General features: G+C 71.1%; 26 protein-coding genes. 18 read left to right on the top strand and 8 right to left on the bottom strand.

The genetic code is table 11. The features are described from left to right. Positions 1 to 66 precede the first annotated feature (66 nt). Genes AB0I38_RS32165 through AB0I38_RS32180 form a run of 4 tightly spaced genes read left to right on the top strand, consistent with a single transcriptional unit; the run spans position 67 to position 3,389 of the window. On the top strand, positions 67 to 819 hold the full coding sequence (locus tag AB0I38_RS32165; protein ID WP_358488427.1) for a FadR/GntR family transcriptional regulator: 753 nt from the start codon (positions 67 to 69) through the stop codon (positions 817 to 819). Positions 820 to 854: 35 nt separating this feature from the next. Then, positions 855 to 1,823 carry an adenylate/guanylate cyclase domain-containing protein gene (locus AB0I38_RS32170; protein ID WP_358488431.1) on the top strand — a complete coding sequence of 323 codons (969 nt, stop codon included), beginning with the start codon at positions 855 to 857 and terminating at the stop codon, positions 1,821 to 1,823. A gap of 52 nt (positions 1,824 to 1,875) precedes the next feature. Further along, positions 1,876 to 2,364, top strand: a complete 489-nt coding sequence (locus AB0I38_RS32175) for a SigE family RNA polymerase sigma factor (protein ID WP_358488435.1) — start codon at positions 1,876 to 1,878, stop codon at positions 2,362 to 2,364. After that, entirely contained in the window at positions 2,361 to 3,389 is a 1,029-nt protein-coding gene (locus AB0I38_RS32180) for a hypothetical protein (protein WP_358488437.1), read from the top strand. Before AB0I38_RS32175 ends, AB0I38_RS32180 begins: the two co-directional genes overlap by 4 nt. A gap of 110 nt (positions 3,390 to 3,499) precedes the next feature. On the opposite strand, the gene AB0I38_RS32185 is transcribed toward AB0I38_RS32180, so the two are convergent. Beyond that, positions 3,500 to 3,754, bottom strand: coding sequence for a hypothetical protein (locus tag AB0I38_RS32185; RefSeq protein ID WP_358488439.1), 255 nt, complete (start codon positions 3,752 to 3,754; stop codon positions 3,500 to 3,502). A gap of 385 nt (positions 3,755 to 4,139) precedes the next feature. On the opposite strand from AB0I38_RS32185, the gene AB0I38_RS32190 reads away from it, so the two are divergent. The 3 genes from AB0I38_RS32190 (at position 4,140) to AB0I38_RS32200 (ending at position 6,943) form a co-directional block, all read left to right on the top strand. Beyond that, the gene (locus AB0I38_RS32190; RefSeq protein WP_358488442.1) at positions 4,140 to 5,180 is read left to right on the top strand and encodes a helix-turn-helix domain-containing protein; all 1,041 of its coding nucleotides are present in this window, start codon (positions 4,140 to 4,142) and stop codon (positions 5,178 to 5,180) included. Between the two features lie 68 nt (positions 5,181 to 5,248). Further along, positions 5,249 to 6,331 (top strand): hypothetical protein, encoded by a 1,083-nt coding sequence (locus AB0I38_RS32195; RefSeq protein WP_358488444.1) that lies wholly within the window; start codon positions 5,249 to 5,251, stop codon positions 6,329 to 6,331. Between the two features lie 96 nt (positions 6,332 to 6,427). Continuing rightward, entirely contained in the window at positions 6,428 to 6,943 is a 516-nt protein-coding gene (locus AB0I38_RS32200) for a GNAT family N-acetyltransferase (RefSeq protein ID WP_358488451.1), read from the top strand. Between the two features lie 52 nt (positions 6,944 to 6,995). Here AB0I38_RS32200 and AB0I38_RS32205 read toward each other — a convergent pair whose 3' ends face one another. The 4 genes from AB0I38_RS32205 to AB0I38_RS32220 form a co-directional block, all read right to left on the bottom strand. Continuing rightward, positions 6,996 to 7,295, bottom strand: coding sequence for a hypothetical protein (locus AB0I38_RS32205; protein WP_358488455.1), 300 nt, complete (start codon positions 7,293 to 7,295; stop codon positions 6,996 to 6,998). 46 nt (positions 7,296 to 7,341) lie between these two features. Then, complete coding sequence (locus AB0I38_RS32210; protein WP_358488458.1) at positions 7,342 to 7,725, bottom strand: hypothetical protein; 384 nt, start codon at positions 7,723 to 7,725, stop codon at positions 7,342 to 7,344. Between the two features lie 217 nt (positions 7,726 to 7,942). Then, on the bottom strand, positions 7,943 to 8,878 hold the full coding sequence (locus tag AB0I38_RS32215; RefSeq protein ID WP_358488461.1) for an NUDIX hydrolase: 936 nt from the start codon (positions 8,876 to 8,878) through the stop codon (positions 7,943 to 7,945). Between the two features lie 457 nt (positions 8,879 to 9,335). Continuing rightward, positions 9,336 to 9,824, bottom strand: a complete 489-nt coding sequence (locus AB0I38_RS32220) for a hypothetical protein (RefSeq protein ID WP_358488463.1) — start codon at positions 9,822 to 9,824, stop codon at positions 9,336 to 9,338. Between the two features lie 255 nt (positions 9,825 to 10,079). Here AB0I38_RS32220 and AB0I38_RS32225 point away from each other — a divergent pair, with 255 nt between their 5' ends. Further along, positions 10,080 to 11,498, top strand: coding sequence for a tetratricopeptide repeat protein (locus AB0I38_RS32225; protein ID WP_358488465.1), 1,419 nt, complete (start codon positions 10,080 to 10,082; stop codon positions 11,496 to 11,498). Positions 11,499 to 11,509: 11 nt separating this feature from the next. Beyond that, on the top strand, positions 11,510 to 12,331 hold the full coding sequence (locus AB0I38_RS32230; RefSeq protein ID WP_358488469.1) for a PIG-L family deacetylase: 822 nt from the start codon (positions 11,510 to 11,512) through the stop codon (positions 12,329 to 12,331). A gap of 27 nt (positions 12,332 to 12,358) precedes the next feature. On the opposite strand, the gene AB0I38_RS32235 is transcribed toward AB0I38_RS32230, so the two are convergent. Then, positions 12,359 to 12,997, bottom strand: a complete 639-nt coding sequence (locus tag AB0I38_RS32235; protein ID WP_358488472.1) for a TetR/AcrR family transcriptional regulator — start codon at positions 12,995 to 12,997, stop codon at positions 12,359 to 12,361. Positions 12,998 to 13,082: 85 nt separating this feature from the next. Here AB0I38_RS32235 and AB0I38_RS32240 point away from each other — a divergent pair, with 85 nt between their 5' ends. Both AB0I38_RS32240 and AB0I38_RS32245 read left to right on the top strand, forming a co-directional pair. Beyond that, positions 13,083 to 14,030, top strand: coding sequence for a zinc-binding dehydrogenase (locus AB0I38_RS32240; protein WP_358488476.1), 948 nt, complete (start codon positions 13,083 to 13,085; stop codon positions 14,028 to 14,030). Positions 14,031 to 14,556: 526 nt separating this feature from the next. Further along, positions 14,557 to 15,591, top strand: a complete 1,035-nt coding sequence (locus AB0I38_RS32245) for a carbohydrate kinase family protein (RefSeq protein ID WP_358488480.1) — start codon at positions 14,557 to 14,559, stop codon at positions 15,589 to 15,591. Between the two features lie 74 nt (positions 15,592 to 15,665). Here the strand turns inward: AB0I38_RS32245 and AB0I38_RS32250 are convergent, their stop codons facing one another. After that, on the bottom strand, positions 15,666 to 17,807 hold the full coding sequence (locus AB0I38_RS32250; RefSeq protein ID WP_358488483.1) for a DEAD/DEAH box helicase: 2,142 nt from the start codon (positions 17,805 to 17,807) through the stop codon (positions 15,666 to 15,668). Between the two features lie 237 nt (positions 17,808 to 18,044). On the opposite strand from AB0I38_RS32250, the gene AB0I38_RS32255 reads away from it, so the two are divergent. The 6 genes from AB0I38_RS32255 to mnhG are packed head-to-tail and all read left to right on the top strand — an operon-like array spanning position 18,045 to position 24,222. Continuing rightward, the gene (locus tag AB0I38_RS32255; protein ID WP_358488486.1) at positions 18,045 to 20,810 is read left to right on the top strand and encodes a Na+/H+ antiporter subunit A; all 2,766 of its coding nucleotides are present in this window, start codon (positions 18,045 to 18,047) and stop codon (positions 20,808 to 20,810) included. Further along, positions 20,807 to 21,517, top strand: coding sequence for a Na(+)/H(+) antiporter subunit C (locus tag AB0I38_RS32260; protein ID WP_358488489.1), 711 nt, complete (start codon positions 20,807 to 20,809; stop codon positions 21,515 to 21,517). Before AB0I38_RS32255 ends, AB0I38_RS32260 begins: the two co-directional genes overlap by 4 nt. Then, positions 21,517 to 23,082, top strand: a complete 1,566-nt coding sequence (locus AB0I38_RS32265) for a Na+/H+ antiporter subunit D (protein ID WP_358488493.1) — start codon at positions 21,517 to 21,519, stop codon at positions 23,080 to 23,082. The genes AB0I38_RS32260 and AB0I38_RS32265 overlap by 1 nt, the downstream gene beginning before the upstream one ends. Continuing rightward, positions 23,079 to 23,609, top strand: a complete 531-nt coding sequence (locus AB0I38_RS32270; RefSeq protein WP_358488497.1) for a Na+/H+ antiporter subunit E — start codon at positions 23,079 to 23,081, stop codon at positions 23,607 to 23,609. Before AB0I38_RS32265 ends, AB0I38_RS32270 begins: the two co-directional genes overlap by 4 nt. Before the next feature lie 32 nt (positions 23,610 to 23,641). Continuing rightward, positions 23,642 to 23,902, top strand: coding sequence for a monovalent cation/H+ antiporter complex subunit F (locus AB0I38_RS32275; protein ID WP_358488503.1), 261 nt, complete (start codon positions 23,642 to 23,644; stop codon positions 23,900 to 23,902). After that, positions 23,899 to 24,222, top strand: coding sequence for a monovalent cation/H(+) antiporter subunit G (gene mnhG, locus AB0I38_RS32280; RefSeq protein WP_358488505.1), 324 nt, complete (start codon positions 23,899 to 23,901; stop codon positions 24,220 to 24,222). Before AB0I38_RS32275 ends, mnhG begins: the two co-directional genes overlap by 4 nt. A gap of 12 nt (positions 24,223 to 24,234) precedes the next feature. Here the strand turns inward: mnhG and AB0I38_RS32285 are convergent, their stop codons facing one another. Continuing rightward, positions 24,235 to 24,714 carry a DUF6328 family protein gene (locus tag AB0I38_RS32285; RefSeq protein ID WP_358488508.1) on the bottom strand — a complete coding sequence of 160 codons (480 nt, stop codon included), beginning with the start codon at positions 24,712 to 24,714 and terminating at the stop codon, positions 24,235 to 24,237. 282 nt (positions 24,715 to 24,996) lie between these two features. Between AB0I38_RS32285 and AB0I38_RS32290 the strand changes: the two genes are divergently transcribed. Next, a complete protein-coding gene (locus AB0I38_RS32290) occupies positions 24,997 to 26,271 on the top strand; it encodes a cupin domain-containing protein (protein ID WP_358488513.1) in 1,275 nt (424 codons plus the stop codon). The last annotated feature ends 5 nt before the right edge of the window (positions 26,272 to 26,276 follow it).

Consider the following 26,276-nt stretch of genomic DNA (forward strand, 5'->3'; position numbering starts at 1 on the left):
AGTGCACTGGTCCGACCAGTAGGCTGCACATTGCCAGTCGGTGGCGGCTCGGGTCAAGGGGGCGAAATGGGTGGTCCACGGTTCGAGCCGGTGCGCACCGTACGTGCCTACGAGCGCATCGTCGAGCAGGTCGAGGAGGCCATCGAGAGCGGCACGCTCCGCCCCGGGCAGCGGCTGCCCAGCGAGCGCGACCTGATGGGACAGTTCTCGGTGAGCCGCTCCACGGTCCGCGAGGCACTGCGGGTGCTGCAGGCCCGCGGCCTGGTCCGGTCCCGGCCGGGCGACCCCCATGGCGCCGAGGTCCAGCCGTTCACCCCCGTCGAGCTGCACAAGTCGATGACCATGCTGGCGCGGGTCGACGGGCTGTCGCTCGGGGAGCTGGTGCAGTTCCGCATGGTGCTCGACTCCTCGGCCAACCTGCTGGCGGCCCGGCTGCGCACCGACGAGCAACTGGCCGAGATGGACACGGCCATCGCCGCGATGCGGGCCGCCGTCGAGGTGGGTTACGACGAGTTCAGCGCGGCCGACGTGGCCTTCCACGACGCGGTGGCGCGGGCCAGCAGGAACAAGCTCATCCAGATCTGCACCGAGGTGGTCCGCTCGATCGTGCTGGGCCTGATCGCCGGCAAGATCGCCGCCGCGCCCGACCGCGTGGCGTTGATGCGCCGGAGCATCCGCCACCACGAGGAGGTCCTGGCCGCCGTCCGCGCCGGCGACGGCCCGCTCGCCGCCCGGCTTTCCCGGCGGACCATGTACGACTACTACGAGGAGTACGTCCCCACCAGCGAACGTCCGGCGCTCCGGGCACTGCTGGAGTAGCCATAACATCCGCTTTGGCGGTGTATGTTGCAGCCGTGGCCCGCGAGGAACAGGACGGGCTTGCGGAGGCGTTCCTGCGTGAGCCCCGTCGCTACACCAGCCACCAGGTCGCCGACATGGCCGGGGTGCCGGTCTACCGTGCGCGCCGGTTCTGGCGCGCGCTGGGTTTCCCGAACGTCGCCGACGACGCCGTCGAGTTCACCGACTCCGACGTGGAGGCGCTCAGAACACTGGTCGGCATGGTGAGCGACGGCGTCTACGACGAGGAGCACGTCCTGCTCATCGCCCGCTCGCTGGGCCGGGCCTCCACCCGGCTGGCCGAGTCGCAGGCGCAGCTCGGTGCCGAGGCGCTCGACCAGGCGGGCGTGCCGCTGGCCGAGCGGCCCAGAGCGTGGCGTAGACGGGCCGAGCGGGTGGTGCCCGACCTGGCGAAGCTGCTCGTCTACTCCTGGCAGCGCCAGCTCGCCGCCGCGGCCGGCCGGATGGCCGTCCAGGAGCGGAGCGCCGCCCGGCTGGCCGTCGGGTTCGCCGACCTCGTCGGGTTCACCAGGCTGAGCAGACAGATCACCGAGCGGGAGCTGGCCGAGCTGGTCGACAGCTTCGAGGGGCGTTCCTCCGACATCATCACCTCCTCCGGCGGGCGCGTGGTCAAGACGCTCGGCGACTCGGTGCTGTTCGTCGCCGGCAAGGCGCACGAGGCGGCCGAGATCGCGCTGCGGCTGGTCGAGATCCACGCCAAGGTCAGGGGCATGCCCGAGCTGCGCGTCGGCCTGGCGGCCGGGCCGGTGATCTGGCGGATGGGCGACGTGTTCGGCACCACGGTCAACCTGTCCAGCCGGCTGACCGCGCTCGCGCTGCCCGGCACGATTCTGGCCGACCCGGAGATGGCCGAGGAACTGGAAGGCGACCGGGCCTTCCAGCTGCGCCCGGTCGACCGGCTGTCGGTGCGCGGCCTGGGCGAGCTGGCCCCGTTCACGGTGATCCGCGCCACCCGGGCAACCTGAGGCGTCGCCCGTCGCGTCACTACCGTCAGGAAACCTGACGAGAGGCGATTCAGTGGCGGATCGGGCGCTTTATCAAGACTTCGTGGTGACACGGTCCGATCGGCTGTTACGCACCGCCTACCTGCTGACCCGCGACTGGGCGCTGGCCGAGGATCTGCTGCAGGAGTCGCTGACCAAGGCCTGGTTCGCCTGGGCACGCGTGGACGAGCCCGAGGCGTACGTGCGCCGGGTTCTGGTCACCACCTACACGTCGTGGTGGCGCCGGAAATGGCGGGCCGAGCTGCCCGCCGCTGATCTGCCCGACACGCCCTCCCACGACACGACGGGCAGGCTGGGCGAGCGCGACACGCTCTGGGAGGCCGTCGGCAGGCTCCCGGCCAGGCAGCGCGCCGTGGTGGTGCTGCGCTTCTACGAGGACCTGCCGGTGACCGAAGTGGCCCGGCTGCTGGGCTGCCAAACCGGCACCGTCAAAAGCCAGACAGCCAAGGCCCTGGCCAAGCTGCGCGTGGACGAACTGATCGCGGAGGAACTGCACCGATGACCGTACAAGACCTGCGGGACGTCCTACACGCGCACGCGGAGAGCCCCGCTCCCGCCAACCCGGCCCGTCACGAGCAGATCCAGCAGCGCATCCGCGTGGTCCGCCGCCGCAGGCGGCTCGGCGCCGGCACGGCCGTGATGGCGATCGCCGCACTGGGTTTCCCCTTGCTGTCCGGTACGGCGCAGCCGCCCTCCGAGATCACGGTCGCCACCCAGCCGTCCGGGGCGCCCGGGACCACCGAACTGCCCGAGAAGTTCACCTCCCCGGACGGCACCGAGTACCGGCGCCTCGCCCTGACCCATATCGAGAAGTCGGGCAGCCACACGGCCAAGGTCACGATCCCGGTCACGGGCAAGCCGCTGGACGTGGCCGGGATCTGCACGTCCGGCAGCAGGATGGGCGGCAGCCCCCACGTCAAGATCGACGGGGGGATCGCCGTGGGGGGCGGCTTCGGCCCCTGCGGGAAGGAGATGAGCCTCCTGCCGCTGACCCTGCCGCCGGGTGCCCACGACCGGATCACGATCACCTTCGACACGAAGACCAGTGGCACGGCCTGTGTGCGGGCCGACGGCAAGGGCCCCTGTGAGCCGGTGAAGCCCGAGCGGGCCGCCTGGACGCTGGCCGTGTACGAGTGGACACCGCCGGAGCGGCCGGTCGAGCCGGAGGCGCCCAGGGACCTGCCCCGCCGCCTCGACGGCTACACCCTGGCCGACTCCGCCACCGGCACCTGGCCCCGGGACAGGTCCGCGACCTTCCGGGTCCTGGGCGACGGCCACCCGCTCGGCATCGACCACATCTGCACCGGCGACCTGGCCGACCGGCTGTGGATCGGCTACCGGGTCGGCGGGAAGGACAGCCCGTCCAGCGGTGCGTGCGGGGTGTGGAAGAAGGGGTCGTTCCCCATGGCCATGACGAAGTTCACCGTGCCGAAGGGCAAGCGGGTGACCATCACGGTGACGCTGCGCATGAGCGGCGAGGCCACGAACCGCCCGGTCCGCTGGTCGGTCGGCCTCTTCCGGAGGTGACGGCCGACGCCGGGGCGGGAGGGCCGGCGCCCGACCGAGGGGACAACCGACGCCGGGACGGGAGGGTGCCCGCCGGCGAACGGCGGGCCCCCGCTTCGTGAGACGCGCGGTCAGTGCGGCCCCAGGGCGAGCGCCACCTGCGCGATGATCGCGACGGCCCCCGCGCCCAGCGCCGCGATGGCGAGGAGCACGAGCAGCGCGCGGAGCAGGACGGTGACGACTTTGGACACCTGCCGGACGGCGAGGATGAGAGCCCAGAACGAGACCGCGGCGAAGAGGTAAAGGGCGCCGCGCGCCGCGGCGACGCCCTCAGGGCTGGCGACGACGGTTGCCAGGCCGGTGGGGAAGACTATGGTTGCGAGCATCGAGGTTCCCGGTGTGTGACGCGCCGATGGGGCCTGTACGAGTGCGGGCACTCCTGGTGATCGTTTGCGCCGACCCGGGGGTGCCTGCCTGTTCGTGGGTGCTAGCCCGCGCCTCAAGGCGTACTCGGCGGATCCCTGATGCTCACGGTAAATCCTCCGCAATGAACTTCAGTTAACCTTCAGCAGACTTACAACAAGTCCTGAAGATGAGATGCCCACACCCGACTTCCCCTAATCACATGCCTAAGTCTGGGCCGTAGTCCTACAATGAAGCATTCGTCGCGGCGCGATCCGTCTGGCGACGCTGGCCTGGCCAAATATGCTCGCATCTGAGCATCAGTAGAGGTTTACTGAAAATACTGAAGTTCAGATGAGGAGTGTCATCATGGTGGATTCCGGCCGGGCCTTAGCACAACGGCTACGCTCGCTGCGCGATCGGCAGTGGCCGGACACCCGCGTCACCCAGCCACAGCTGGCCCGCGCCCTCGACGTGAGCGTCCCGCTCATCTCGTCCTGGGAGTCTCCGACCGCGCCCAAGGTCCCGCCGGTCAACCGACTGGAAGCCTACGCGACCCTCTTCTGCACGATCCGCTCGCTGCGCGACGGCTCGCCAGCCCTGCTGCCGGACCACGAGCTCGACCCTGATGAGCTGCAGACACGTGAGGATCTCCGGCAGGAGCTGCTGACCCTCCGCGCCGCCGCGCTCGGCCAGGTCGTCTCCGTTTCCGAGACGGTCCGCAATCCGTGGGACTTCGGCGACGACAAGCCCGTCACACTGGTCTGCGGCCGCCTGCCGCAGGAACTGCTCGACCGCATGCCGTACGTCAAGCCCCACGATCCCGACTACATCGAGCTGTACACCTATGCCGACCTGGACGCGCTCTTCGAGCTGCACGGCCACATCCGGGCCTTCAACCCGTCGAGCGAGGTCCGCCGCCACACACCCAACGAGCTGGTCCCCGACGATCTCACCACGCATCTCGTGTTGCTCGGTGGAGTCGACTGGAACGAGCTCACCACCAACGTCATCCATCAACTCGGCCTGCCCGTCAGGCAGATCAACGACTGGGACGCCTCGGCCGGTCCCTACTTCGAGGCCGGATCCGAGCGCCACCATCCCAGGCTGCGCGACGACGGCGAGCTCCTCGAGGATGTCGCGCTGTTCTACCGGGGGCCCAACCCGCTCAACCGCAAACGCACCCTCACGATCTGCAACGGCATGTACGGCCGCGGCACCTTGGGCGCGGTCCGGGCGCTGACCGACAGCCGGTTCCGCGACAGGAACGCCGCCTACGTACGCGACCGCTTCGGCGACAAGAAGTCGTTCGCCCTGCTCACCCGGGTCTCCATCCTGAACGGCCTGGTGGTGACCCCCGACTGGACAGAAGAGGAATCAAGGCTGCACGAGTGGCCTGGCAACCCATGACGACCACCGAATCCGACGACCATCACGGCTCGCACCTGCAGCACCTGCTGCCGGTGCCGGACGCTCCCGTGAGCGACGCCACGATCAACGCCATCATCGTGCCGACCGTTCGTCACCCTCACCATCTGCTGCCCGCCGTCAGGCTGGCGCGGCAGCTCCGATGCCCGCTGCTGGCGATCTGCAGTGGCAAGTACACCGGCACTGGACAGATCACCGCGTCCGGCGGACTTAGCGGACTCAGCGGCCTCGGCGGCCTCGGCGCCGAGGTGATCGCCGTCGACTTCGCCGGCAGCCGTGCGCTGACCCTGCCACGCTTCGAGACGTCCTCGATCCTGCCGCCCCGGTTCCGCCGCAAGACCGACACGGCGGCGAAACGCAACCTCTCGCTGGCGCTCGCCAGAATGCTGGGGTGGGAGCGGATCGTGTTCCTCGACGACGACATCGAGGTGGGCGCGCCCGACGACCTGCGCAGGGCGGCCGGGCTGCTCGACACGTTCAGCGCCGTCGGGCTCTTCGTGGGGGGATTTCCCGACAATTCAGTGGTTTGCCATGCATATCGTGCCGTTGGCGGCGCGCAGGAATCGTTCGTGGGGGGTGGCGCGCTCGCGGTGGAAACCGTCCGAAATGTTTCTTTTTTTCCGGATATATACAACGAAGACTGGTTTTATCTTCTTGAGGCGGATGGCCTGCGGCCGCTCGCCGTGACGGGGGTGGTGACACAGGTTCCCTACGATCCCTTTCGCACCCCCGACCGCGCGAGAAACGAAGAGTTCGGCGACGTGCTCGCCGAAGGCATCTTCTGGTTGCTGGACGAGGGCAAGACGATCGACCACGCGCACCTCGGCCACTGGAAGGACTTCCTGGCCAGGCGCCACCGGTTCGTCCTCGGCGTGCTGACCCGCGCGGGAGAGGCGAAGCTGGAGCCGGCGGAGAAACGGCGCATGGAGGAGGCACTCAGGGCGTCGCTGGGCCGCCTGGCCCTGATCACGCCCGAGATGTGCCTGCACTACCTCGACGCATGGCGAGCCGACCTGAAGTCGTGGCGCGACTTCGTGGAGGTCCAGAGCCCCTCCGGGTCCATCGACGAGGCGCTGCGCCGGCTCACGGCTCCAGGCTACGCACCGTTCACCACCGTGCGCCTACCGCCGTGAACTTCTGCCCAAAGGCACCGGATCCTTCGTGGTCACCTGACAGAACTTGACTCACCAGCTTGTGATGCAGCGTTTTGTCCCCCGATCGTAGATGTCATGCGACATGTCCGGATCCGGGCTGCTTGTCAGACGGACCTGCCCTCGCTGGTCGGCGCGCTGGGGCAGGAACCGTACTTCGTCACTCAGCTCGCCCGGCAACGGGCCGGGCATGGCGTGCTGCTGGTCGCATGGCAGGCGTTCACCCCGGTCGGTGACGTGTATCTGTGGCTGGACTCGGCCGAGGAGCCCGAGGTCCGCGACCGGCTGCCGGGGGTGCCACTCCTGACCCACCTCGAGGTCACGCCCGAGCACCGCAACCACCGGATCGGCACCCAGCTGATGGACGCGGCCGAGGCGCGGCTGCGCGACCTCGGCCACTCCCGGGTGGCGCTCGGCGTGGACCTGGACAACCATCGCGCGCGCTCGTTGTACCGGCGGCTGGGCTACCGCGAGTGGCCGCACCCGCCGGTCCCGACCACCCGCCAGGTGTATCGCGCGGACGGCCGGGTCGAGCAGGTGGCCGACGTGTGCCGCATCCTGGTCAAGGATCTGCGCGAGGCCCAGGCCCGATGAAGAGCCGATGACCGGACGTGCTCCGGTGACGGCCGAGGACGTGCCCCGGAACTCACTTGCCCAGCAGATCCGCGGCGACCTCCCGGACCACGCAGACGATCGGCTTCTCCAGCCCCTCCCGGTCGAGGTGCGCGACGACCGCGCACTCGCCGACCGACTCGTGCTCCAGCAGCCTGGCCTCGACCTCCATCGGGGAGACCCAGACGCCGCCCACCTTGATCATGTCGTTGGACCGGCCAAGGCACTGGAAGAAGCCGTCGGCCTCGCGAACGTAGGTGTCGCCGGTTCGAGGCGTCACCAGGTGAGTGCCGAGGTGCTGCTCGCGCGGCTCGTGACGGGCGGGTCCGGACATGGGAAGGCCCCGGTCGGCGAGCGACCGGGGCCTCGGGGGCCGGACGTCAGTCGGCGCAGATGGCGAAGACGCTGATGCCGACGTCGCGGTAGGCGTTCTGGCGGCCGATGCCGATCCAGCCGCGCCCGTCATCGGTGGGGAACGAGCCGACCAGGATCGCGTCGTTGCCCCGGGCCTCGGCCCCGCCGCCCAGGACCCTCTTCGAGCCGGGGCAGTAGAGGGTGCGGCGCTGGAAGTTCGGCACGTTCGCGTTGGGCAGGGTGACGAGCTGGTAGCCGGGAGGCAGCGCGCCGGCGTGCTGGACCACGGCCGCGGGCGCGGTGTTGGCGGACGTGGCGTTGGCGGACGTGGCGCTGGCCGCGGCCGTCGTCAGGCATGCGCCGCCGAGAAGGACGGCGAGGGTGAGCGCGGTGGACCTCTTCGAATGCATCGCTCTCCTTACGGTGTTCCCTGACCCGGGTCCGCCCGTGGACGGCACGTAGCCGCCGGTGGTGCGGAAGTGATCAGAGAAGCGGGGGTTACACGAAGAGTATCCATGCCACTACTCTCCGTGTCGATAGGCAATTTCGAGACCCCCACGCGCGACCGTCAGGCTGTCCCGGCCCTGGCCGTGGATGCCCGCGGTCTCGTGACCTCGCGCACGTCGGTCAGCTTTCGCCGGGCCACTCGTGCAGCGTGAACGGCACCCGCCCAAGCACCTCGGCGACGGCGGCCGCGGCATAGCCGACGGTGTCGCCGGGCAGCCGGTCGAGCGGCCACCAGCGCACCTCAGAGCACTTGTGCGGCTCCGCGTTGCGCGGCTCGCCCTGCCACTCGCGGGCGACGAAGAACAGGTCGAGCCGGTCGGGCGCGCGGTGCATGACGTGCGCGAAGGTCAGGTCGCGCGGCTCGATGCCGACGCCGAGCTCCTCCCGCGCCTCCCGCACGGCGGCACGCACAGCCGACTCGCCCGGCTCCAGATGGCCCGACGGCAGGTGCCACATGCCGTCGGCCCAGCCGGTGCCCGCCCTTCTGCCGAGCAGCACCTCCTCGCCCCGCACGACCAGCACGTGCACGGCCACGACGGCCCGGAACCGCTCCTTCCCTGCCGGGATCGCCTGATCCGCCGCATCGGCCGGAAGCCTCTGATCCGGCGCATCGGTCGGAAGCCTCTGATCCGCCGGACCGGCGAGGCCGGTTTGGGCCGCCAGGCCGGGAGGGGACGTCGGGCGGGAAGGGGGCGCCAGGCCGGGAGGGTGTGCCTGGCCGGGAGGTGCCTGGCGGCGGTCGATGGCTTGGGCCCACTTGACGGCCACGGCGGCCACCTGGATCAGCTCCTCGCGCAACCGCCCGGCCTCGCTCTCCGCGAACGCCTCCAGGACCTCCTCGTGCAGGATGTGCCGCCAGGTCAGCTCCCCCGCGGCAGCGGCTTCGGCGACCGCCCGCTTGGCCTGGTCAGCGGCGGCCACCGCGCCGTCGGGGCCGGCGCCGTCGGGGAACTCCTGGATGCCCCATCGCGCGTCCTGCGCGACCCGCTCCGCCAGCACCTCGGCCAGCACCCTGGCCAGCGAGCCCGGCACGCCCGCGTCACCGTCGTGTGTCATCGGGAACCTCCGAGGAGACCCCCGCCTTCAGACGGGGGAGGAATCGGACCCCTGTGGAGCAGGGCAGGGGCAGGCGATCCGCCGCCAGGCGGACCGCCATCAAAACGCCGCACGACACCGCACGGTTCGGTCGTGCGTTCGACGGTGACGATGACCAAGCCACCGGACGAACGATCGGCAACACCCTCGCCGCAGGGCTTGCGGAGAGGCGAAACGCCTGTGGAGCCGGTGTAAGACCTCAACGAGAGTCCTCTCTCGGGCGGGCGACCGGCAGTGAAGCAGGAAGCCCAACCGGCGACGGTTGGAATCCCGGTTCTTCAGAACCGGGAGGATGTCAAGGCCTCCGAGTGTGCCCGACGCCACCGACGAAAACGGGAACCCGGGAGGGAGCGCACACGCGGAACCGGCCGGACCGGGGCGAACGGGAACGCCCCGAGCCGGCCGGCTCGCAGGTCGGTCAGAACGGCTGGTTGTCCAGCGTGTTGACCTTGATCGCGGTGATCTTCGCCTGCTGCATCCGTACCGTGGAGGTCCCGTCCGGCTTGGTGCACGCGAAGGTCGGCTGCCCTGTGCTCGTGAAGTTGTGCACCACGTTCAGGACGACCGACTGGGTCGCGTTCGGCGCCGGCGTCACGGGTGCGACGTCGGTGTCGGCGCCGCCCTGGGCACTGAGGATGCAGGAATAGCTGATCGTCGAGCTCCCCTGGCTCGCCGCGGAGAGCTTCGCGGTGATCGTGTACGCCCCGCTGGAGAGGAACATGCTGAAGCCGGGGCTGACGGAGGTGGAGTGGACCGGCTCGTTGTTCCAGCGGCTGATCACTCCGGTGGTGCCGCCTCGGGCCTGGGTCACGTTCCCCGCGAGCAGCGCGCCGACGGTCACCACCATCGCCGGCGCGGACAGGCGCAGGCGGCGTGACCTCGACGGAGCCCGGGAGGGCATGGACATGTGATTCTCCTGTTTTCGGTGGATTGGTCTCGCGCGCTCGCGCGACGAGTGGCACGCCCTGCGCCGGCCGAGGCGGCTGGCCACCGCAGCGCGTGCACCCGGCACGTTAACCCGCCGTGTCCGGCCGCTTCCGCGCACAAGTGCACGCACTCACCGTGCCGTTCACCCTTCCGCGCGCGGATCCTGTCGCGTACGCCGGGCGAACCGTTGATTAATGCACAGACGCGCGATCAGGGGCTTCCTATATTTGGCCCTATGAGCACCGACCAGCACGACCTGGCCTTGACCGGGGCCGGCGACGCCGCCACCCGCCACTATGATCAGGCGATCGACGAGCTGCTGCACTTCAGGGTGGAGGTCGACGTCGAGGCGACGGCCGCGCTGGCCGAGGCGCCGGACTTCCCGATGGGCAACATCCTGGCCGCCTACCTCGGGCTGCTGACCACCGAGGCCGAGGACGCGCGGACGGCCAGGCGGCGGTTTGCCGCCTTCCGGGCCCGGGTCGACCACTCCACCCTGCTGCCCCGCGAGCGCGCCCATGTGGAGGCCGTCCAGGCGCTGCTCGACGGCGACTTCCTCACCTGCGGAAGGCGGCTGGGCACGATCACGGAGCAGCATCCCCGTGACGCGCTGGCCCTGGCGGCGGGTCACCAGATCGACTTCTTCACCGGCGACGCCCGCTCGCTGCGCGACCGGATCGGCGGCGCCCTCACCGCCTGGCGCGAGGACGACCGGCACTTCGGCCACGTGCTCGGCATGTACGCCTTCGGGCTGGAGGAGGCGGGGCACTACGACCGGTCCGAGGAGGTCGGGCTGCGCGCGGTCGAGCTGAACGCGCGCGACGTGTGGGGCATCCACGCCGTCGTGCACACGTACGAGATGCAGGGCAGGTTCGTCGAGGGCATCCGCTACCTCGACGCCAGGGTGGACGACTGGTCGACCGGCACGTTCTTCAACGTGCACAACTGGTGGCACTACGCGCTGTACGCGCTGGAGGCCGGCGACGTGGCGAGGGCGCTGGCGATCTACGACGCGGTGCTGGCCGCCGGGCGGTCGTCCATGGAGCTGCTCGACGCCGCCGCCCTGCTCTGGCGGCTGTACCTGGAGGGCTCCGGCCAGCACGAGCGGTGGAGCGCGCTGGCCGAGGGCTGGCCCGCTCTGGTGGCGGAGCCGTTCTACGCGTTCAACGACATGCACGCGGTCATGTCGTACGTGGGCGCGGGCCGCTTCGCCGACGCCGGCAGGCTGTTCGCCGACCGCGAGACCTACCTCGCCGAGCAGCGGCCGGGGGTCACCAACCACGACATGACGGCCCGGGTCGGCCTGCCGGTGTGCCGGGCGCTGGTGGCGTTCGGGCAGGGCGACCATGAGCGGGTCGTGGACCTGCTCTGGCCGATCAGGCACCGGGTCAACGAGTTCGGCGGCAGCCACGCGCAGCGCGACGCGGTCCAGAGGACGCTGCTGGAGGCGGCGCTCAGGGGTGGCCGCCACGACCTGGCGCGGGTGCTGGTCAGCGAGCGGATCAACGTCCGGCCGTGCAGCCCGTTCAACTGGCTCAAGCAGGGCGCGCTGGCGGAGGCTGTCGGCGATCGCGCGGCGGCTGCGGCCGCCCGCCTGAGGGCCGGGGAACTGGTCCGCCAGGCTGAGCCGGGATCTGTCGGAACCGGCGGGTAGTGTTCTCGGACATGGATCGGCAACTCACTCTCATGGCCGTGCACGCCCACCCCGACGACGAATGCCTGAGCACCGGCGGCATCCTGGCGCGCTATACCGGCGAGGGCATCCGCACGGTGCTGGTCACCTGCACCAACGGCGAGCAGGGTGACGGTCCCGGCGGTGTCAAACCCGGCGACCCGGGCCACGATGACAAGGCCGTGGCCGAGCTGCGGCTGGCCGAGCTCCGCGAGTCGGTGCGGCATCTGGGCATCGACCACCTTGAGCTGCTCGGCTACCGCGACTCCGGCATGGACGGCTGGGAGACCAACCACCATCCCGACGCCTTCGCCAACGTGCCCGTCGACACGGCCGCCGCCCGGCTCGGCGAGTTGATGGAGCGCTACCGTCCCCAGGTGGTGGTGACCTACGACGAGACGGGCGGCAGCGGCTACGGTCACCCCGACCACGTGCAGACCCACCGCGTCGCCGTGGCGGCGGCCGAGGCGACGGGCATCCCCGACAAGCTCTACTACACCGCCATCCCCCGGTCGGCGATCAAGCGGATGTTCGAGCACATGCGCGACAGCGGCGTCGACGTCGACTTCGAGCCGTCCGGTGACTTCGGCACCCCCGACGAGCTGGTGACCACCCTGGTCGACGTCGCCCCCTACGTCGATCACAAGCTCGAGGCGCTGCGGGCGCACGCCAGCCAGGGCGACAACATCTTCCTGCTGCGCCTGCCCAAGGAGGCCCAGCAGCAGGCGTTCGCCAACGAGGCCTTCACCCGGGTCCGGTCCCGGATCGACGCCCCGGCCCACGAGCACGACCTGTTCGCGGGGCTGCGCGACTAGGGCGCGGCTGCGGGGTGGTCTCGTCGTTCAGGCGACCGTCATCGTGACGCTGCCAGGGATGGCGGCGAATGCGTCGCGGAGGCGGGCGGTGAGGTCGTCGCGGCTCACGGGTCCGGGCTGGAACGCCCACTCTTCCAGCGCGCAGTGGAAGGCCGCGACCATCATGTCAAGGGCCAGTCGGGGCCGCAGGTCGTGCGGGTCGGCCAGGCCGAAGCGCTCCCGCAGGATCGTGATCGCGCTGCGCGTGGTGCGGTCGCAGAACTGCAGCCCATGCGCGTTCATCGACGGTGTGCGGGCGGCCAGCCGACGGGTGAGCAGGACGCGCTCCGCCCAGCCCTCGGCGGGCATCCGGTCAAGCGCCGCGAACAGTGTGTCCTGGAGCAGCATCAAGAGCGGGCCGCCGGTCGGCCGCCGGGTCTGGAGATCGTCCAGGAAGGCCGCCCACAGATCCTGGGTGGGCGCCATCGCGACGTCTTCCTTGCTGTCGAAGTAACGGAAGAAGGTGCGCTTGGACACCTCGACGGCGGCGCAGAGATCGTCGAGTGTCGTGCCGTCGAAACCGCAGTCGGTGAAGTGCTCCAGCGCGGTGTCGATCAGTGCCTGGCGGGTGCGGAGCTTCTTACGCTCGCGCAGTGGCAGCCTCCCGGGCGGCGTCACGATACTCACGAACCCAGAGTGTAGCCGGTACGCGAATGCCTCCTGTAGGTTTATGCCACTCAGTGGCATAAACCTCTCGGTAAAGGTGGATCTCATGCGTGCTCTGCTCATCGACCGTTCCGTGTCAGGCGGCCTGCGGCTCGGTGAGGCGCCGGATCCCGTACCCGCCCCGAACCAGGCCCTGGTACGGGTGACGGCGACCTCCCTCAACTACGGCGAGGTCGCGTTCGGCATCCGGAACGCCCCTGAGGGGAGCATTCCCGGCTGGGACGCCGCGGGGATCGTCGAACGTGCCGCCGCCGACGGATCCGGCCCGGCCCCCGGCACGCGGGTGGTCACGCTGGCCGCCGACGGCGCCTGGGCCGAACTCCGCGCCGTCGACACCGATCTCATCGGCGCCGTGCCCCGGGATGCCGACCTCGGCGCGATCAGCACCGTCCCGGTGGCGGGCGCGAGCGCGCTACGCGCGCTCCACCGGCTCGGCCCGATCCTCGGCAGGCGTGTGCTGGTCACGGGCGCGACCGGCGGGGTCGGGCGGTACGCCGTGCGGCTCGCCCACCTCGGCGGAGCCCAGGTGGTGGCCTCCACCGGCGACCCGGCCACGCACGGGGAGAGCCTGCGAGCGCTCGGCGCGGACGAGGTGGTGTCCGGACCGCACGCGATCACCGAGCCCGTGCACGGCGTGCTGGATCTGGTCGGCGGTGACCAACTCGTGTCGGCGTACGACCGGTTGGCCGAGGGCGGCACCCTGGTCGCCGTCGGGCATACGGCGGACGGCGGCGAGAACTTCTCCGTCGGGGCCTTCTCCGGCGGCCAGGAGCGGCACGATCGCTCGATCGTCACCTTCTTCCTGCTCGCCTGCCGGGGCCTGGCGCCCGACCTGACCTGGCTGGCGGGCTGCGTCGCCAGCGGTCGGCTGACCCCGCGCATCTCGTGGCGGGGCTCCTGGCAGGAGGCCGCCAAAGCGACCGAGGCCCTGCTCGGACGCCGTCTGCACGGCAAGGCGGTCCTCGAAATCGAGTCCGATCCAAAGGTCGCCTAGAGGTGCGCGGGGCGCGGCCCGCCCTCGCATCCGAACCGCCCCGACTGCGACGGTCGCAGCTCTCCCGGAGCCGATCGCCGGGAAGCCCGATCATCGATGGTAGAAGCAGGTAAGCTCACGCCTCATGCGTGTCCTGTTTCTCACCTTTGGGTGCATGATGCTGGTTTTAGGCCTCTATTTCAGCGTGGGGGGAATATCCGACACCATAGCCGAAGACCTCCAGCGGGCACAGATTTTCGCGATGGTCGGCATCGGGTTGATGGTCGGCGGGGCCGCATGCGCATCCGCCGAGCGCCGGACCGCGGTCCTTCCCCCACCTTCCCAGCCTCCCTTCCCGTATCACCAGGCCCCGCAGAGCCACCCCAACCCCTATCCTCGGGCCTAGCTTGATCTATCCGTCCAAGGCGGGCAGATCAGTCGGCAGGGACCATGTTGTCGTCGACATCGCTGGGGAGAATGGGCTTCGATCTGGGAGACGTCGACACCTTGGTCTCGTGGCGAACGGCAACCGGCGGGGAGGCGGGCGGTGATCGCAGTCCTGGGCGAGTGCGTGGCGGACGCCTTCGCCGATCGGCGGCCGGGTGTGGAGGACCCACGATCCGGCGCGGAGCCCTCACGGCTCGGCGCGGAGCCCTCAGGAGTCGGCGCGGAGGCGCCCCGCCCCGGCGGTGACGCGGCGCGCTCCGCCGGGTTGGGGTTGCGGGTGTTTCCGGGTGGTGGGCCGGCGAACACGGCGGTGGCCCTGGCACGGCTCGGCGGCCGGACCCGGTTCTTCGGGCGGATCTCGGGTGACGTGTTCGGCGGGCTGTTCCGCGAGCACCTGGCCGCGTCGGGAGTGGACCTGTCGGGGTGCGTGGACGCGGCCGAGCCGAGCACGCTCGCGGTGGCGTCGCTGGACGAGCACGGGCAGGCCGGATACCGCTTCTACGCCGAGGGCGCCGCCGACTGGCGGTGGTCGCCGGCTGAGCTGGGCTCGCGTGACCTGTCCGGGGTGTCGTGCCTGCACACGGGCTCCCTGGCACTGGTCAGGGAGCCGGGGCGGCAGGCGGTGGAGGCGTTCGCGGCCGCCGCCGCGGAGCGCGTGACCGTCTCCATCGACCCGAACGTCCGGCCCAGCCTGGCCAGACGTGCCGACTACCAGGTGGCGCGCTGGTGCGGCGTGGCCGACGTCCTCAAGCTGAGCGATGAGGATCTGGCCTTCCTGGCGCCCGGGGAGCCGGTGGAGCAGGTCTGCGACGCCTGGCACGAGGCGGGCGCCCGCCTGATCGTGGTCACCAAGGGTGCGTCCGGGGCGCTGGTGTCGCTGGCCGGCGCACGAGCAGAGGTGGCGGCGCCCAAGGTGACCGTCGTGGACACCGTCGGCGCGGGTGACGCGTTCACCGCCGGGCTGCTGCACCGGCTGGACGAGCGCGGGCTGCTCGGCGGACGGCTGGACGACCTCGACCTGGCCACGGCCGCCGAGGCCGCCTCGTTCGCCGCCCGGGTCGCCGCGCTGACCTGCGCGGTGGCGGGCGCCGACCCGCCGTGGGCACACCAGCTCACCGACACTCCACCCACCTGAGCCGAGGTGAACCCACCTGAGCCGAGGTGAACCGGCTGTGCCGGGCATCGAGAGGTGAGCCCCTCTGAGGTGGGTCAGGACGAGGTGGTGGGGCGGGCCGCGTCGCCAACGTGCAGGCGGCGTTGTTCCTCTTCGACGATCTGGCGGGCCAGCGTCTGCTCGGACACGTCGATCGCGTCCGGGGTCGACTCGGCGAGGTCGCTGCGCCTGGCGAAGGCGTCGAACAGGGCGCTCTTCGTGTGCAGGAGGCGCAGCATCCGCTCGTCCACGCTGTCGGGCGAGAGCAGCCGGTGCACCTGCACCCTGCGGACCTGGCCCATGCGGTGGGCGCGGGCCACGGCCTGGCTCTCCATCGTCGGCTTCACCTGCGGCTCGCAGATGATCACGACGGAGGCGGCCTGCAGGTTGAGGCCGACCCCACCGGCCTGGATCTGGGCGAGTAACACCGCGTGGCCGGGCGCGGCCGTGAAGGCGTCGACGGCGTGCTGGCGGCGTTCGGGCGCGAGGGCGCCGGAGATCGGCCCGTGGTGGTCGCCGAGCTCCTTCCCCACGGCGGTGAGCACGTCGCGGAAGTAGGAGAACACCACCACCTTGAGCTCGCTCTGGGCCGCCTCGTCGACCAGCTCGCGCAGCCGTTCCAGCTTGGCCGACTTCTCCGGCACGGCGTAGGCGGCGCGGCGCATGGCCATGAACCGGCCGGCCGCCACGGCGTCCCGGTAGACGTCGGCGTCGGCCGCGCTGAGCTCCTCCCACTCGTCCACGTGGACGAGGTCGGGCAGCTCGGTCAGCACGTCCTCCTGGTTGCGGCGCAGGTAGACGGGGGCGACGGCGCGGCGGAACGCCTGGGCTCCGGCTGCCGCGTCGCTGCTCCTGACCTGGTCGAGCAGGCCGGGCTGGACGTGGCGGACGAGGTTGCGGAACTCCTCGACCCGGTTCTCCATCGGGGTGCCGGTCATGAACAGCACCCGGTCGGCCCGCCCGCACCAGCGGGTCACCTCCCTGGATCGGCGGGCCTCGGGGTTCTTGGCGTAGTGGGCCTCGTCCACGACCAGCATCGCGACCTCGTGCGCGGCCTCGACCTTGGCCAGCCCGTCGAACGTGGTCACCGCGACGCCGCCGTGCTCCGGCCACTCCGCCTGGGCGGTGGCGCGCTCGGCGCCGTGCAACCGGTAGACCCGCAGCGTGCTGCGCGCCTCGATCTCACGGATCCAGTTGAGCAGCACGCTCGCCGGGCAGACGACCAGGAAGTGCGTGGCGCCCTCGGCGCGCAGGTGGGCCATGGCGGCGATGGCCTGGACGGTCTTGCCCAGCCCCATCTCGTCACCGAGGATCACCCGCCTCTGGGCCAGCGCGAACCTCGCCCCGAACGCCTGGTAACCGCGCAGCGAGACGCGCCGGTGGGTGTCGTCGAGCGGCTGGGACCTGACGCGTTCGGCCAGGTCGTCGGGCAGGAACCCTTCGGCGGCGACCCGGTCGTCGGGCTCCAGCGCGGCGAGCTCGGCCAGCAGGTTGTAGTAGTCGGCCGAGCGGATCTCGAAGTCGATCCACGCCTCGTCGTCGTCGGGCGGCGGGCGCAGCAGGTCGGCGGTGGCCTGGGCGAGGAGCAGCCGGGTCTCGGTCTCCCGGGCGAGCACGTCGCCGAGCTCCGCCACGGCCCGCGCGGCGTGGTCACGGCGCTCCTCGCCGGACAGCAACGTGCGCCACCAGCTGGCGGCGGGGCGCGCTGCGGGGATGAGCGTGTCGAGTCGCCGCGCGACGGTCTCGGCCGTGTGGCGGGCGCGCGGCAGCTCGGGACCGGCGGCCACCAGCCGGTGCAGGGCGACGAGCAGCGCGGTGGTCTCGGGATCCTGGTGCTCGACGTCGATCTGGACGGCGGTGGTCCCGTGGGCGGCCAGCGCGATCTGCCGGGCGGCCGCCTGCGCCTGCCACCGCGTCTTCGGCCCGATGCCCGGCACCCTCTGCAGCTCGTACGGCGTCGCCTCCAGCACGCTGAGCACCGTGGTGTAGCCGGCGCTCTCCAGCGACCCGAGTCGCAGCCGCCCGCCGGTGACGTCCTTCAGCCTGGCCAGCGGGATGGCGGCCAGGCCGGCCCTGGACAGCCGCGCGCGCACCGCGTCGAGGGCGGTGCGGACCTCGGCCAGCGCCCTGTCGTACTCCTGGCCGAGACGTCGGGTGTCATCGAGCAGCCGCCCCGCGCGGCGCAGCAGGCTCCGCACCTCTTTGCCGCTTATCGGGCACCTCTTGCCGGGCAGGTTGCTGGACGCACCGTCCTACAGTGCCACAGAACGCCGCCTGCGGGTGTCCCGTCCACCTGAGCGAGGGCACACGCCTGATCATGCGCGGGTGTGCGGGGGGTGAGGTTCCGGTCAACACCGGTCGCGCCTCGGCGCCCGGTCACGGGTTTCGCGAGAGGTTCGATCGGACGTGCCCGGTCATTCCCGTCCGAGGAGCCCATGGAGTCGCTGCTGATCCTGCACGCGGTGGCGGCGATCTGCGCTCCGTGGCTGGCGAGGCGCCTCGGGCGGGGCTCGTTCGCCGTGCTGGCCGTGCCTCCCGCCTGCGGGTTCGGATACACGGTCTGGGCGGCGGCGAACGAGCCGGTCACGTCGGCCCGCCCGTGGGCGCCGGTGCTCGGCATGGAGCTGGCCTTCCGCGCCGACTCGCTGGCCGTGCTGATGATGGCGCTGGTCACCGGTGTGGGCGCGCTCGTCCTGATCTACAGCACGCGCTACTTCAAGGCCGGCGACGAGGGGCTCGGCCGGTACGGCGGGGTGATGGTCGCCTTCGCGGGCTCGATGCTCGGTCTGGTGATCGCCGACGACCTGCTCCTGTTGTACGTGTTCTGGGAGCTGACCACGGTCTTCTCGTACCTGCTGATCGGCTACCACCCGGAGAGCAGAGCGAGCCGGCGGGCGGCGCTGGTGGCGGTGACCGTCACCACGTTCGGCGGGCTGGCCATGCTGGCGGGGTTCGTGCTGATCGGGGAGGCGGCGGGCACCTACCGGGTCTCCGCGATCGTCGCCGACCCGCCGCCGGTGGCGGCCGGCGCGCTGGTGCTGGTCCTGGTGGGGGCGCTGTCGAAGTCGGCGATCTTCCCGTTCAGCCTGTGGCTGCCCGCCGCCATGGCCGCGCCGACCCCGGTCTCGGCCTACCTGCACGCCGCGGCCATGGTGAAGGCGGGGATCTACCTGCTGGCCAGGCTCGGCCCGGCCTTCGGCGACCTGACGGAGTGGCGGGCGCCGGCGGTGTGTCTCGGGGTGCTGACGATGCTGCTCGGCGGGTGGCGGGCGCTGCGCGAGACGGACCTCAAGCGGCTGCTCGCCTACGGCACGGTCAGTCAGCTCGGCTTCCTCACGGTGCTGTTCGGCGCGGGCACCCGGGACTCCGCGCTCGCGGGCGTGGCGATGCTGCTCGGGCACGCGCTGTTCAAGGCGGCGCTGTTCCTGGTGGTCGGCGTGGTCGATCGCGGGACGGGCACCCGGGACCTGCGCGTGCTCAGCGGGCTGCGCCGGTCGATGCCGTGGGTGTGCGTGGTCGCGCTGCTGGCGGGGGCGTCGATGGCGGGCCTGCCGCCGTTCGTGGGGTTCGTCGGCAAGGAGGCCGCGCTGGAGTCGTTCCTGACGGGCGAGCCGGCCGCGACGGCGATGCTGGCCGGGATCGTGCTCGGGTCGGCGCTGACCGCCGCCTACACGCTGCGCTTCCTGTGGGGCGCGTTCGCCGGCAAGCCCGGCCTGGAGCCGACGCCGGTCCGGCGGACCGAGGCGGCGATGTTCGCGCCGCCCGCGTTGCTGTCGGCGCTCGGGCTCGCGCTGGCGCCGTTCGCCTCCGTGTACGACGCCGCCATGTCGGGATACACCGGATCGTTCCCGCCGGGTCACGGCACCCATCTGGCGCTCTGGTCGGGCGCGCCCGTGCCGCTGGCGCTGTCCGCGCTGGCCCTGCTCGGCGGGGTGGCGTTGTTCCTGGCGCGGGAGCCGGTCGCCCGCCTCGGGACGAGCCTGCACCTGCTGGACTCCGGCCACGTCTACTGGTCGCTCATGCGGCGGCTGGACCTGTTCTCCGTCCAGTTCACCGGCATCACCCAGCGCGGCTCGCTGCCCGACTACCTGATGCTCGCGCTGGTCGCGATGGTCGGCCTCGGCGTCTTCGCCATCGGCTACGGCCGGCCGGCGTCGCTGGACGTGACCGTCGTCGCCTGGGAGCGGCCCGAGCAGCCCGTCGTCGTGGTGCTGCTGGTCGCGGCGGCCCTGCTCGCCCTGTACGCCCGCGCGTACATCCTGGTGGCCGTCGTCTCCGGCCTCACCGGGTACGGCACGGCGCTGCTCTTCCTCGTGCACGGCTCCCCCGACCTGGCGCTCACCCAGTTCCTCGCCGAGACGCTGAGCCTGGTGGTGTTCGCGCTGGTGCTGCGGCGGCTGCCGTTGGAGGCGGAAAGGGGGCGGGTGGAGTTCCGCTTCCGGCTGGCGCTCGGCGTCGCGGTGGGGGTGGTGGCCGCGGGAGCCGGGATGCTGGCGATGAGCGCGCGCGCCGCCGAGCCCGCGGGCGCGCACATGGCGCGGGCGGCGGAGACGGCGGGCGCGCACAACATCGTCAGCGCGCTGCTGCTCGACATCCGGGCCTGGGACACGATGGGCGAGAGCTCGGTGATCGTGGTGCTCGCCCTGGGCGTCACCAGCATGGTGTTCCTGCGCCGCCGGACGTACAGCATCGAGAGGGAGGGCGGCGAGCAGCCGCCCGGCCGCACCCACTGGCTGGCCTCGACGCTGCCTGCCGGGGAGCGGGCGCTGGCGTTCGAGATCGTGGCGCGGCTGACCTTCCACTCGGTACTGCTGCTGTCGGTGTTCCTGCTGGTCATCGGGCACTCGCGGGTCGGGGGCGGGTTCGCGGGCGGCATCGTGGCGGGCCTGGCCATCACCGTCCGCTATCTGGCGGGCGGCCGCTATGAGCTGGCCAGGGCGATGCCGGTGCACGCGGGCGTGCTGATGGGCATCGGCCTGACGCTCTCGACCGGGACGGCGCTGGCCGGGCTGCTGTTCGGGCAGGCGGCGCTGGACATCCTGACCGTGGACCTGACGGTCCCGGTGCTGGGCCACCTGCACCTGTCCACGGGGCTGGTGTTCGACTTCGGCATCTACCTGGCCGTCATCGGCCTGGTGCAGGACGTGCTGCGCGGCCTGGGCGCCGAGCTGGACCGGCAGATCGACGCGGAGGCGGCATGACCGTCCCGCTGCTGCCCCTCGCCGCCTGCGGCGTGCTGATCGCCGTCGGGGTCACCCTGCTGCTGGAACGCAGCCTGGTCCGCATCCTGGTGGGCGTGATCGTGCTCGGCAACGGCGTCAACCTGCTGATCGTCACGGTCGGCGGGCCCGCGGGCGCCCCGCCGATCCTCGGCCGGTTCGCGCCGGAGACCATGGCCGACCCACTCCCGCAGGCGATGGTGCTCACCGCCATCGTGATCACGCTGGGCGTCAGCGCGTTCCTGCTGGCCATGGTGCACCGCACGTGGCAGCTGACCGGCAGCGACGGGGTGCAGGACGACACCGAGGACCGCCAGGTGCGGCTGCGGGCCAGGCGCGGCGAGCTGAGCGAGGGCGTCCGGCAGCTGCGGGCGGCCTACCGGCGGCTCATCCTCGACCAGCGGGCCGAGCTGGCCCGGCTGGACGCCGCGCGGGCCGAGCGGGAGGTGCTGGAGGAGACCAGGCGCCAGGAGCTGGAGCCCGCCGAGGAGAAGCGGGTCCGGCTGCTCGGGCTGCGCGAGGAGGACGCCCGCAGGCAGCGCCAGCAGGCGGCGCGGGAGAAGGAACTGCGCAGGAGGTTGCGGGTCCGGCAGCGGGAGGCGCTCAAGCAGATGCGGGCCGCGATCCGGGCCGAGCGGGAGCGCCAGGCGCTCGCGCTGGACCCGGAGCTGGAAGGCGATGAGGACTGATGGAGAGTCTGATCAGCCTGCCGGTGCTGCTGCCGCTCCTGGCGGCGGGGCTGAAACTGGCGATCGGCGTCCGCCTGCGCCGCCTGCAGTCGCTGATCAGCATCGGGACGCTCGTCATCGTGGTCGTGGTGTCGGTGCGGTTGCTGATCGAGGCCGACACCCGCGGCCCGCTCGTCACCGACCTCGGCGGCTGGGGCGCCCCCATCGGCATCTGCCTGGTCGCCGACCGGCTGTCCACGCTGATGCTGGTCGTCTCGTCGGCCGTGACGCTCTGCGTGATGATCTACGCGGTCACCAGCGCGTACGCCGACCAGGAGCTCACCGCGCCCATGGGGATCTTCCACCCCGCGTTCCTGGTGATGGTGGCGGGCGTGACCGACGCGTTCCTCACGGGCGACCTGTTCAACCTGTTCGTGGCGTTCGAGATGCTGCTCAGCGGCTCGTACGTGCTGCTCACCTTCGGCGGCACCCAGTCGAGGATCCGCGCCGGGGCCACGTACACGGTGATGGCGCTGACCTCGTCGATGCTGTTCCTCATCGCGCTCGCCGTCACCTACGCGGCCACCGGCACCCTGTCCATCGCCCAGCTCGCCGAGCGGTTCGCCACGCTGCCGATGCACGTCCAGCTGCTGGTCGAGCTGACCCTGCTGCTGGTCTTCGCGATCAAGGCGGCGATGTTCCCCTTGTCGGCGTGGCTGCCGGACTCCTATCCGACTGCGCCGACGCCGGCCACGGCGGTCTTCGCGGGGCTGCTCACCAAGGTCGGCGTCTACTCGGTGATCCGGTTGGAGGCGCTGCTGTTCCCCGGGGGGCCGGTGTCGACCATGCTGATGTGGGTGGCGCTGGCGACCATGCTGACCGGTGTGTTCGGCGCCGTGGCCCAGACCGACATCAAGCGGATGCTCTCCTTCACCCTGGTCAGCCACATCGGCTACATGGTGTTCGGGGTGGCGCTGTCGACCGTGCTGGGCCTGGCCGGCGCCATCTTCTACGTCGTGCACCACATCACCGTGCAGACGAGCCTGTTCCTGGTGACCGGGCTGATCGAGCGGCGCACCGGCACCACGTCCGTGGACCGGCTCGGCGGGCTGATGACGGCCGCGCCGCTGCTCGCGGTGCTGTTCTTCGTTCCGGCGATGAACCTGTCGGGCATCCCGCCGATGTCGGGCTTCCTGGGCAAGCTCGTGCTGGTCCAGGCGGGGGTCGCGGACGGCAGCCCGCTGGCGCTCACGCTCGTGGCAGGTGGCCTGGTGACCAGCCTGCTCACGCTGTACGCCATGGTGAAGACCTGGGGCAAGGCGTTCTGGCGGGAGTCGCCGGCCGAGCACCCGGGGCTCGTGGTGGAGAGCGAGGAGGCGACCGGCGAGGCGGCGATCGTGACCACGGCCGCGATGCCCGCCCTGCTGCTCGGGTCGGCGGCGGCGCTGGTCGCGCTGGCCCTGTCGTTCACGGTGCTGGCCGGGCCGCTGTCGTCGCTGGCGGCGCGGGCCGCCGGTGAGCTCATGGCGCGCGAGCCGTACATCTCCGCCGTACTCGGGCGGACGATCACCGGGAGCGGATCGTGAACGTCGCGCCGAGGCTGTTCGGCCGGCGGGTGCCGCTGCCGCTGGTGGTCGCGCTGGCCCTGCTCTGGGTGACGCTGTGGGGCGACCTGTCGGTGGGCAACGCGCTGGGCGGGCTGGCCGTCGGGCTCGTCATCACGTGGCTGCTGCCGCTGCCGGTGCTGGACCCGGGCCTCAGGGTGCACCCGACGGCGTTGCCGTCCTTCCTGGTGAGGTTCAGCGGGGACATGGTGGCCTCGACCGTCCGGGTGGCTGTCTGGGTGCTGGCCCCCGCCCCGCCGCCGATCCAGGTCGTCACCGTACGGCTGCGTACGTCGTCGGACGCGATGACCATGCTCATCATGGTGGCGCTGTCGTCGGTGCCCGGCAGCCTCGTGCTGGAAGTCCTCAAGGAGCGCCGGGAACTGGTGCTGCACATCCTCGGCTACCGGGGCGACGTGGCCGAGAAGGTGGCGGCGGACGTCGCCGGGCTGGAGCGGCGCATCGTGGCAGCGTTCGGCACCCGGGCCGATCGGGAGGAACTGGGGTGAACGAAGCAATTGGGGTGGACGAGGGAGTTGCGATGAACGTGGTCTACCTGGCGACCCTGGCGTTGCTCGGCTGCGCGGCGCTGGCCACGCTCTACCGGATGGCGCGCGGCCCGAACATGCTGGACCGGGCGGTCGCGCTCGACGTGATGACGGCGCTGGCCATGTGCGGCATCGGCGCGTTCGCCGCCATCCGGCACGATTACTCCGACGTGCCGATCATGCTGGTGCTGTCGTTGCTGGGCTTCGTCGGCTCGGTGTCGATCGCCCGGTTCTTCGGTGGAAGGTCGCGTTGACCCTTCTCGACATGGCGGCGGCCGCCTGCCTGATCACCGGCGCCGGGCTGTGCCTGATCGCCGGGGTCGGCCTGGTGCGCTTCACCACCACGCTGGAGCGGATGCACCCGGGCACCAAGCCGCAGGTGCTCGGCGTGCTGCTGATCCTGATCGCGATGTGGCTGCGCAATCCCACCTGGGCGATGGCGGGCCCGCTGGCGATCACCGGACTGGCACAGGTGATCACGGTCTCGGTGGCCGCCCACATCGTCGGGCGCGCGTCCTACCAGGCTGGCGCTCCCGGCGACGACGGCTCCGAACTGCCCGCGCGCGGCTCCTGAGGGCTCGCCGCGTCAGTCCTCCGCGGAGTTGGCGCGATCGAGCGCCGGCTGGACGAACCAGGCCCACAGGGCGAGCAGCGCGACGACTCCGGCCGTGATGATCGCCACCGTGCCGTCGAACAGGTAGTCGACGACCAGCATGGTCGCCGCGGTCATCGCCACGGCCAGCGCCAGGGCGCCGGCGATGCCGTACAGGTTCGAGCGGCGGACCAGCGTCTCCTTCATGCCCTGCCGGAACAGCACCCGGTGCTGGGTGGCCGGCGCGATGTAGAGGATGGACGCGATGGCCGCGCTCACCAGCGCGACGTAGTAGAGCCGCCGGTCGAGGTCGCCCAGCCGGACGAAGCCCTCCGAGAACGGGACCGTGAGCAGGAACGCGAACAGCACCTGGACTCCGGTCACCGCCACCCGGGCGCCCTGCAACAGCTCGACGAAGTTACGGTCGGCTCGCTCGCCGTGGGATTCCTTCCCCGACTCCAGCCCCTGCTCCACCCGGGCCGCCTTTCTCCCGTTATTGCCTTTTGATGGGCTATGACTTACCTTGCCGCTTTCCTCGAAACCTCCGGCCGCTCCCGTGGGCCTTTCGCCGCTGGTCGGGGCGTACGAGCGGCCGCCAGATGATCCTTTCGGCCCGGCGTGACGGAGCCGGAGGAGCGGCCCCCTGCCAGGAGTCGCCGCCCCCTCGGCGGTGCGCTCTCGCCGTCACCTCGGAAACGCTGGTATTCCCCCGGGCGATATGCGAGCGTGCAAGATGTGTCCGGATCAGAATCACTGATGAGCCGCGAACCGCTGGAAAGCTCGACAATTTCCGGCAATTTGCCGCAATTAACCGAGCCGTTCAGTCTCGCCTGGCTTCTTCATCCCGTTTCGACAACCGATTTCATCCGTTCGTACTGGGAGACGGCACCCCTTGTCGTCCATCGCGAGACGCCGGACCATTTCGCGCGCCTGCCCGGGCTGGACGATGTCGACGAGCTGATCACGGCCACCACGTCGGGCCCGATTCGATCCGTCGACGACGGACTCATGGTCAGAACGGATTCGAGTGGCACCCGGACGGATCGGCGTTTCCGCATGGACGCCGGCGGCATGCCGGATGTGCAGGAAGCCTATCGGGCCTACCACGACGGTTTCTCGATCGTCCTGAACAGGGTTCATCACAGGTCCGGTGTGGTCGCGCGGCTCTGCCGCGCGCTCGAGGTCTCGCTCCACCACCCGGTCGGCGCCAACCTGTATCTCACGCCGCGCGACAGCCAGGGCTTCCTTCCGCACGCCGACACCCATGATGTCTTCATCCTGCAATTGCACGGCGTGAAGGAATGGCATGTGGCGAACCCGTTGAACAGCCTCCCCCTCGCTTCGAAGAAGTCCGGCCCGCTGAACTCGTTCTCCGGCTTCCGCGCGTTCACGCTACGGCCGGGCGACGCCCTCTACCTGCCGCGCGGATTTCCGCACGAGGCCGTGACGGGCTCCTCCTCGTCCCTGCATCTCACCGTCGGTCTCCACGTCTTCAGGTGGGTCGACCTGGTGAGCGAGGCACTGGCCCTGTTCGCCGACGAGCACACCGGCCTGCGGAGCGCGCTGGCGCCCGGATTCCTGGACGCTCCGGCGGACGCGGCTCGGCTCGCGGCTCTCGCCGACGAACTGGCGCGGGCGGCGATCAGTCAACCGCTGCTGATGGAACGCGCCAAAGCCCGGCTCGGTGCGCGCGTCCGGGACGCCGGCAAGGCCGCGGGCAGTGGGCATTTCCGGTCGATTGACGCCATTGCCGAACTGACCCTCGACAGTGTCGTGGTCCGCGCTCATGGTGTTCTCTGCCGGGCCGACTCCACTGCTGAGGAAGCACGGGTCGAGTTCGCCGGCAACTACGTCTCCGGGCCTTCCTTCCTGGCGCCCGCCCTGACGTTCGTCGCCGGCCACGAGCGGTTCGCGGTCGGCGAGCTACCGGGCCCGCTCTCGGCCGAAGACAAGATCGACCTTGTCGGTCGGCTGGTCAGCGAGGGCCTGCTGCACTGCACGGACAACGACGGTGACTCCTCCGCTCCCTGAAGGGA

Source organism: Nonomuraea cavernae (assembly GCF_040655715.1).
Lineage (GTDB): Bacteria > Actinomycetota > Actinomycetes > Streptosporangiales > Streptosporangiaceae > Nonomuraea > Nonomuraea cavernae_A.

What these genes read in the sequence shown, in the direction of transcription:
- AB0I38_RS32215 (WP_358488461.1), bottom strand. Translation starts at nt 8,878, where the DNA reads ATGACACACGACGGTGACGCGGGCGTGCCGGGCTCGCTGGCCAGGGTG.
- AB0I38_RS32190 (WP_358488442.1), top strand. Translation starts at nt 4,140, where the DNA reads ATGGTGGATTCCGGCCGGGCCTTAGCACAACGGCTACGCTCGCTGCGC.
- AB0I38_RS32180 (WP_358488437.1), top strand. Translation starts at nt 2,361, where the DNA reads ATGACCGTACAAGACCTGCGGGACGTCCTACACGCGCACGCGGAGAGC.
- AB0I38_RS32230 (WP_358488469.1), top strand. Translation starts at nt 11,510, where the DNA reads ATGGATCGGCAACTCACTCTCATGGCCGTGCACGCCCACCCCGACGAC.
- AB0I38_RS32260 (WP_358488489.1), top strand. Translation starts at nt 20,807, where the DNA reads ATGACCGTCCCGCTGCTGCCCCTCGCCGCCTGCGGCGTGCTGATCGCC.
- AB0I38_RS32185 (WP_358488439.1), bottom strand. Translation starts at nt 3,754, where the DNA reads ATGCTCGCAACCATAGTCTTCCCCACCGGCCTGGCAACCGTCGTCGCC.
- AB0I38_RS32275 (WP_358488503.1), top strand. Translation starts at nt 23,642, where the DNA reads ATGAACGTGGTCTACCTGGCGACCCTGGCGTTGCTCGGCTGCGCGGCG.
- AB0I38_RS32205 (WP_358488455.1), bottom strand. Translation starts at nt 7,295, where the DNA reads ATGTCCGGACCCGCCCGTCACGAGCCGCGCGAGCAGCACCTCGGCACT.
- AB0I38_RS32210 (WP_358488458.1), bottom strand. Translation starts at nt 7,725, where the DNA reads ATGCATTCGAAGAGGTCCACCGCGCTCACCCTCGCCGTCCTTCTCGGC.
- AB0I38_RS32255 (WP_358488486.1), top strand. Translation starts at nt 18,045, where the DNA reads ATGGAGTCGCTGCTGATCCTGCACGCGGTGGCGGCGATCTGCGCTCCG.
- AB0I38_RS32200 (WP_358488451.1), top strand. Translation starts at nt 6,428, where the DNA reads ATGCGACATGTCCGGATCCGGGCTGCTTGTCAGACGGACCTGCCCTCG.
- AB0I38_RS32220 (WP_358488463.1), bottom strand. Translation starts at nt 9,824, where the DNA reads ATGTCCATGCCCTCCCGGGCTCCGTCGAGGTCACGCCGCCTGCGCCTG.
- AB0I38_RS32225 (WP_358488465.1), top strand. Translation starts at nt 10,080, where the DNA reads ATGAGCACCGACCAGCACGACCTGGCCTTGACCGGGGCCGGCGACGCC.
- AB0I38_RS32290 (WP_358488513.1), top strand. Translation starts at nt 24,997, where the DNA reads ATGAGCCGCGAACCGCTGGAAAGCTCGACAATTTCCGGCAATTTGCCG.
- AB0I38_RS32265 (WP_358488493.1), top strand. Translation starts at nt 21,517, where the DNA reads ATGGAGAGTCTGATCAGCCTGCCGGTGCTGCTGCCGCTCCTGGCGGCG.
- AB0I38_RS32165 (WP_358488427.1), top strand. Translation starts at nt 67, where the DNA reads ATGGGTGGTCCACGGTTCGAGCCGGTGCGCACCGTACGTGCCTACGAG.
- AB0I38_RS32240 (WP_358488476.1), top strand. Translation starts at nt 13,083, where the DNA reads ATGCGTGCTCTGCTCATCGACCGTTCCGTGTCAGGCGGCCTGCGGCTC.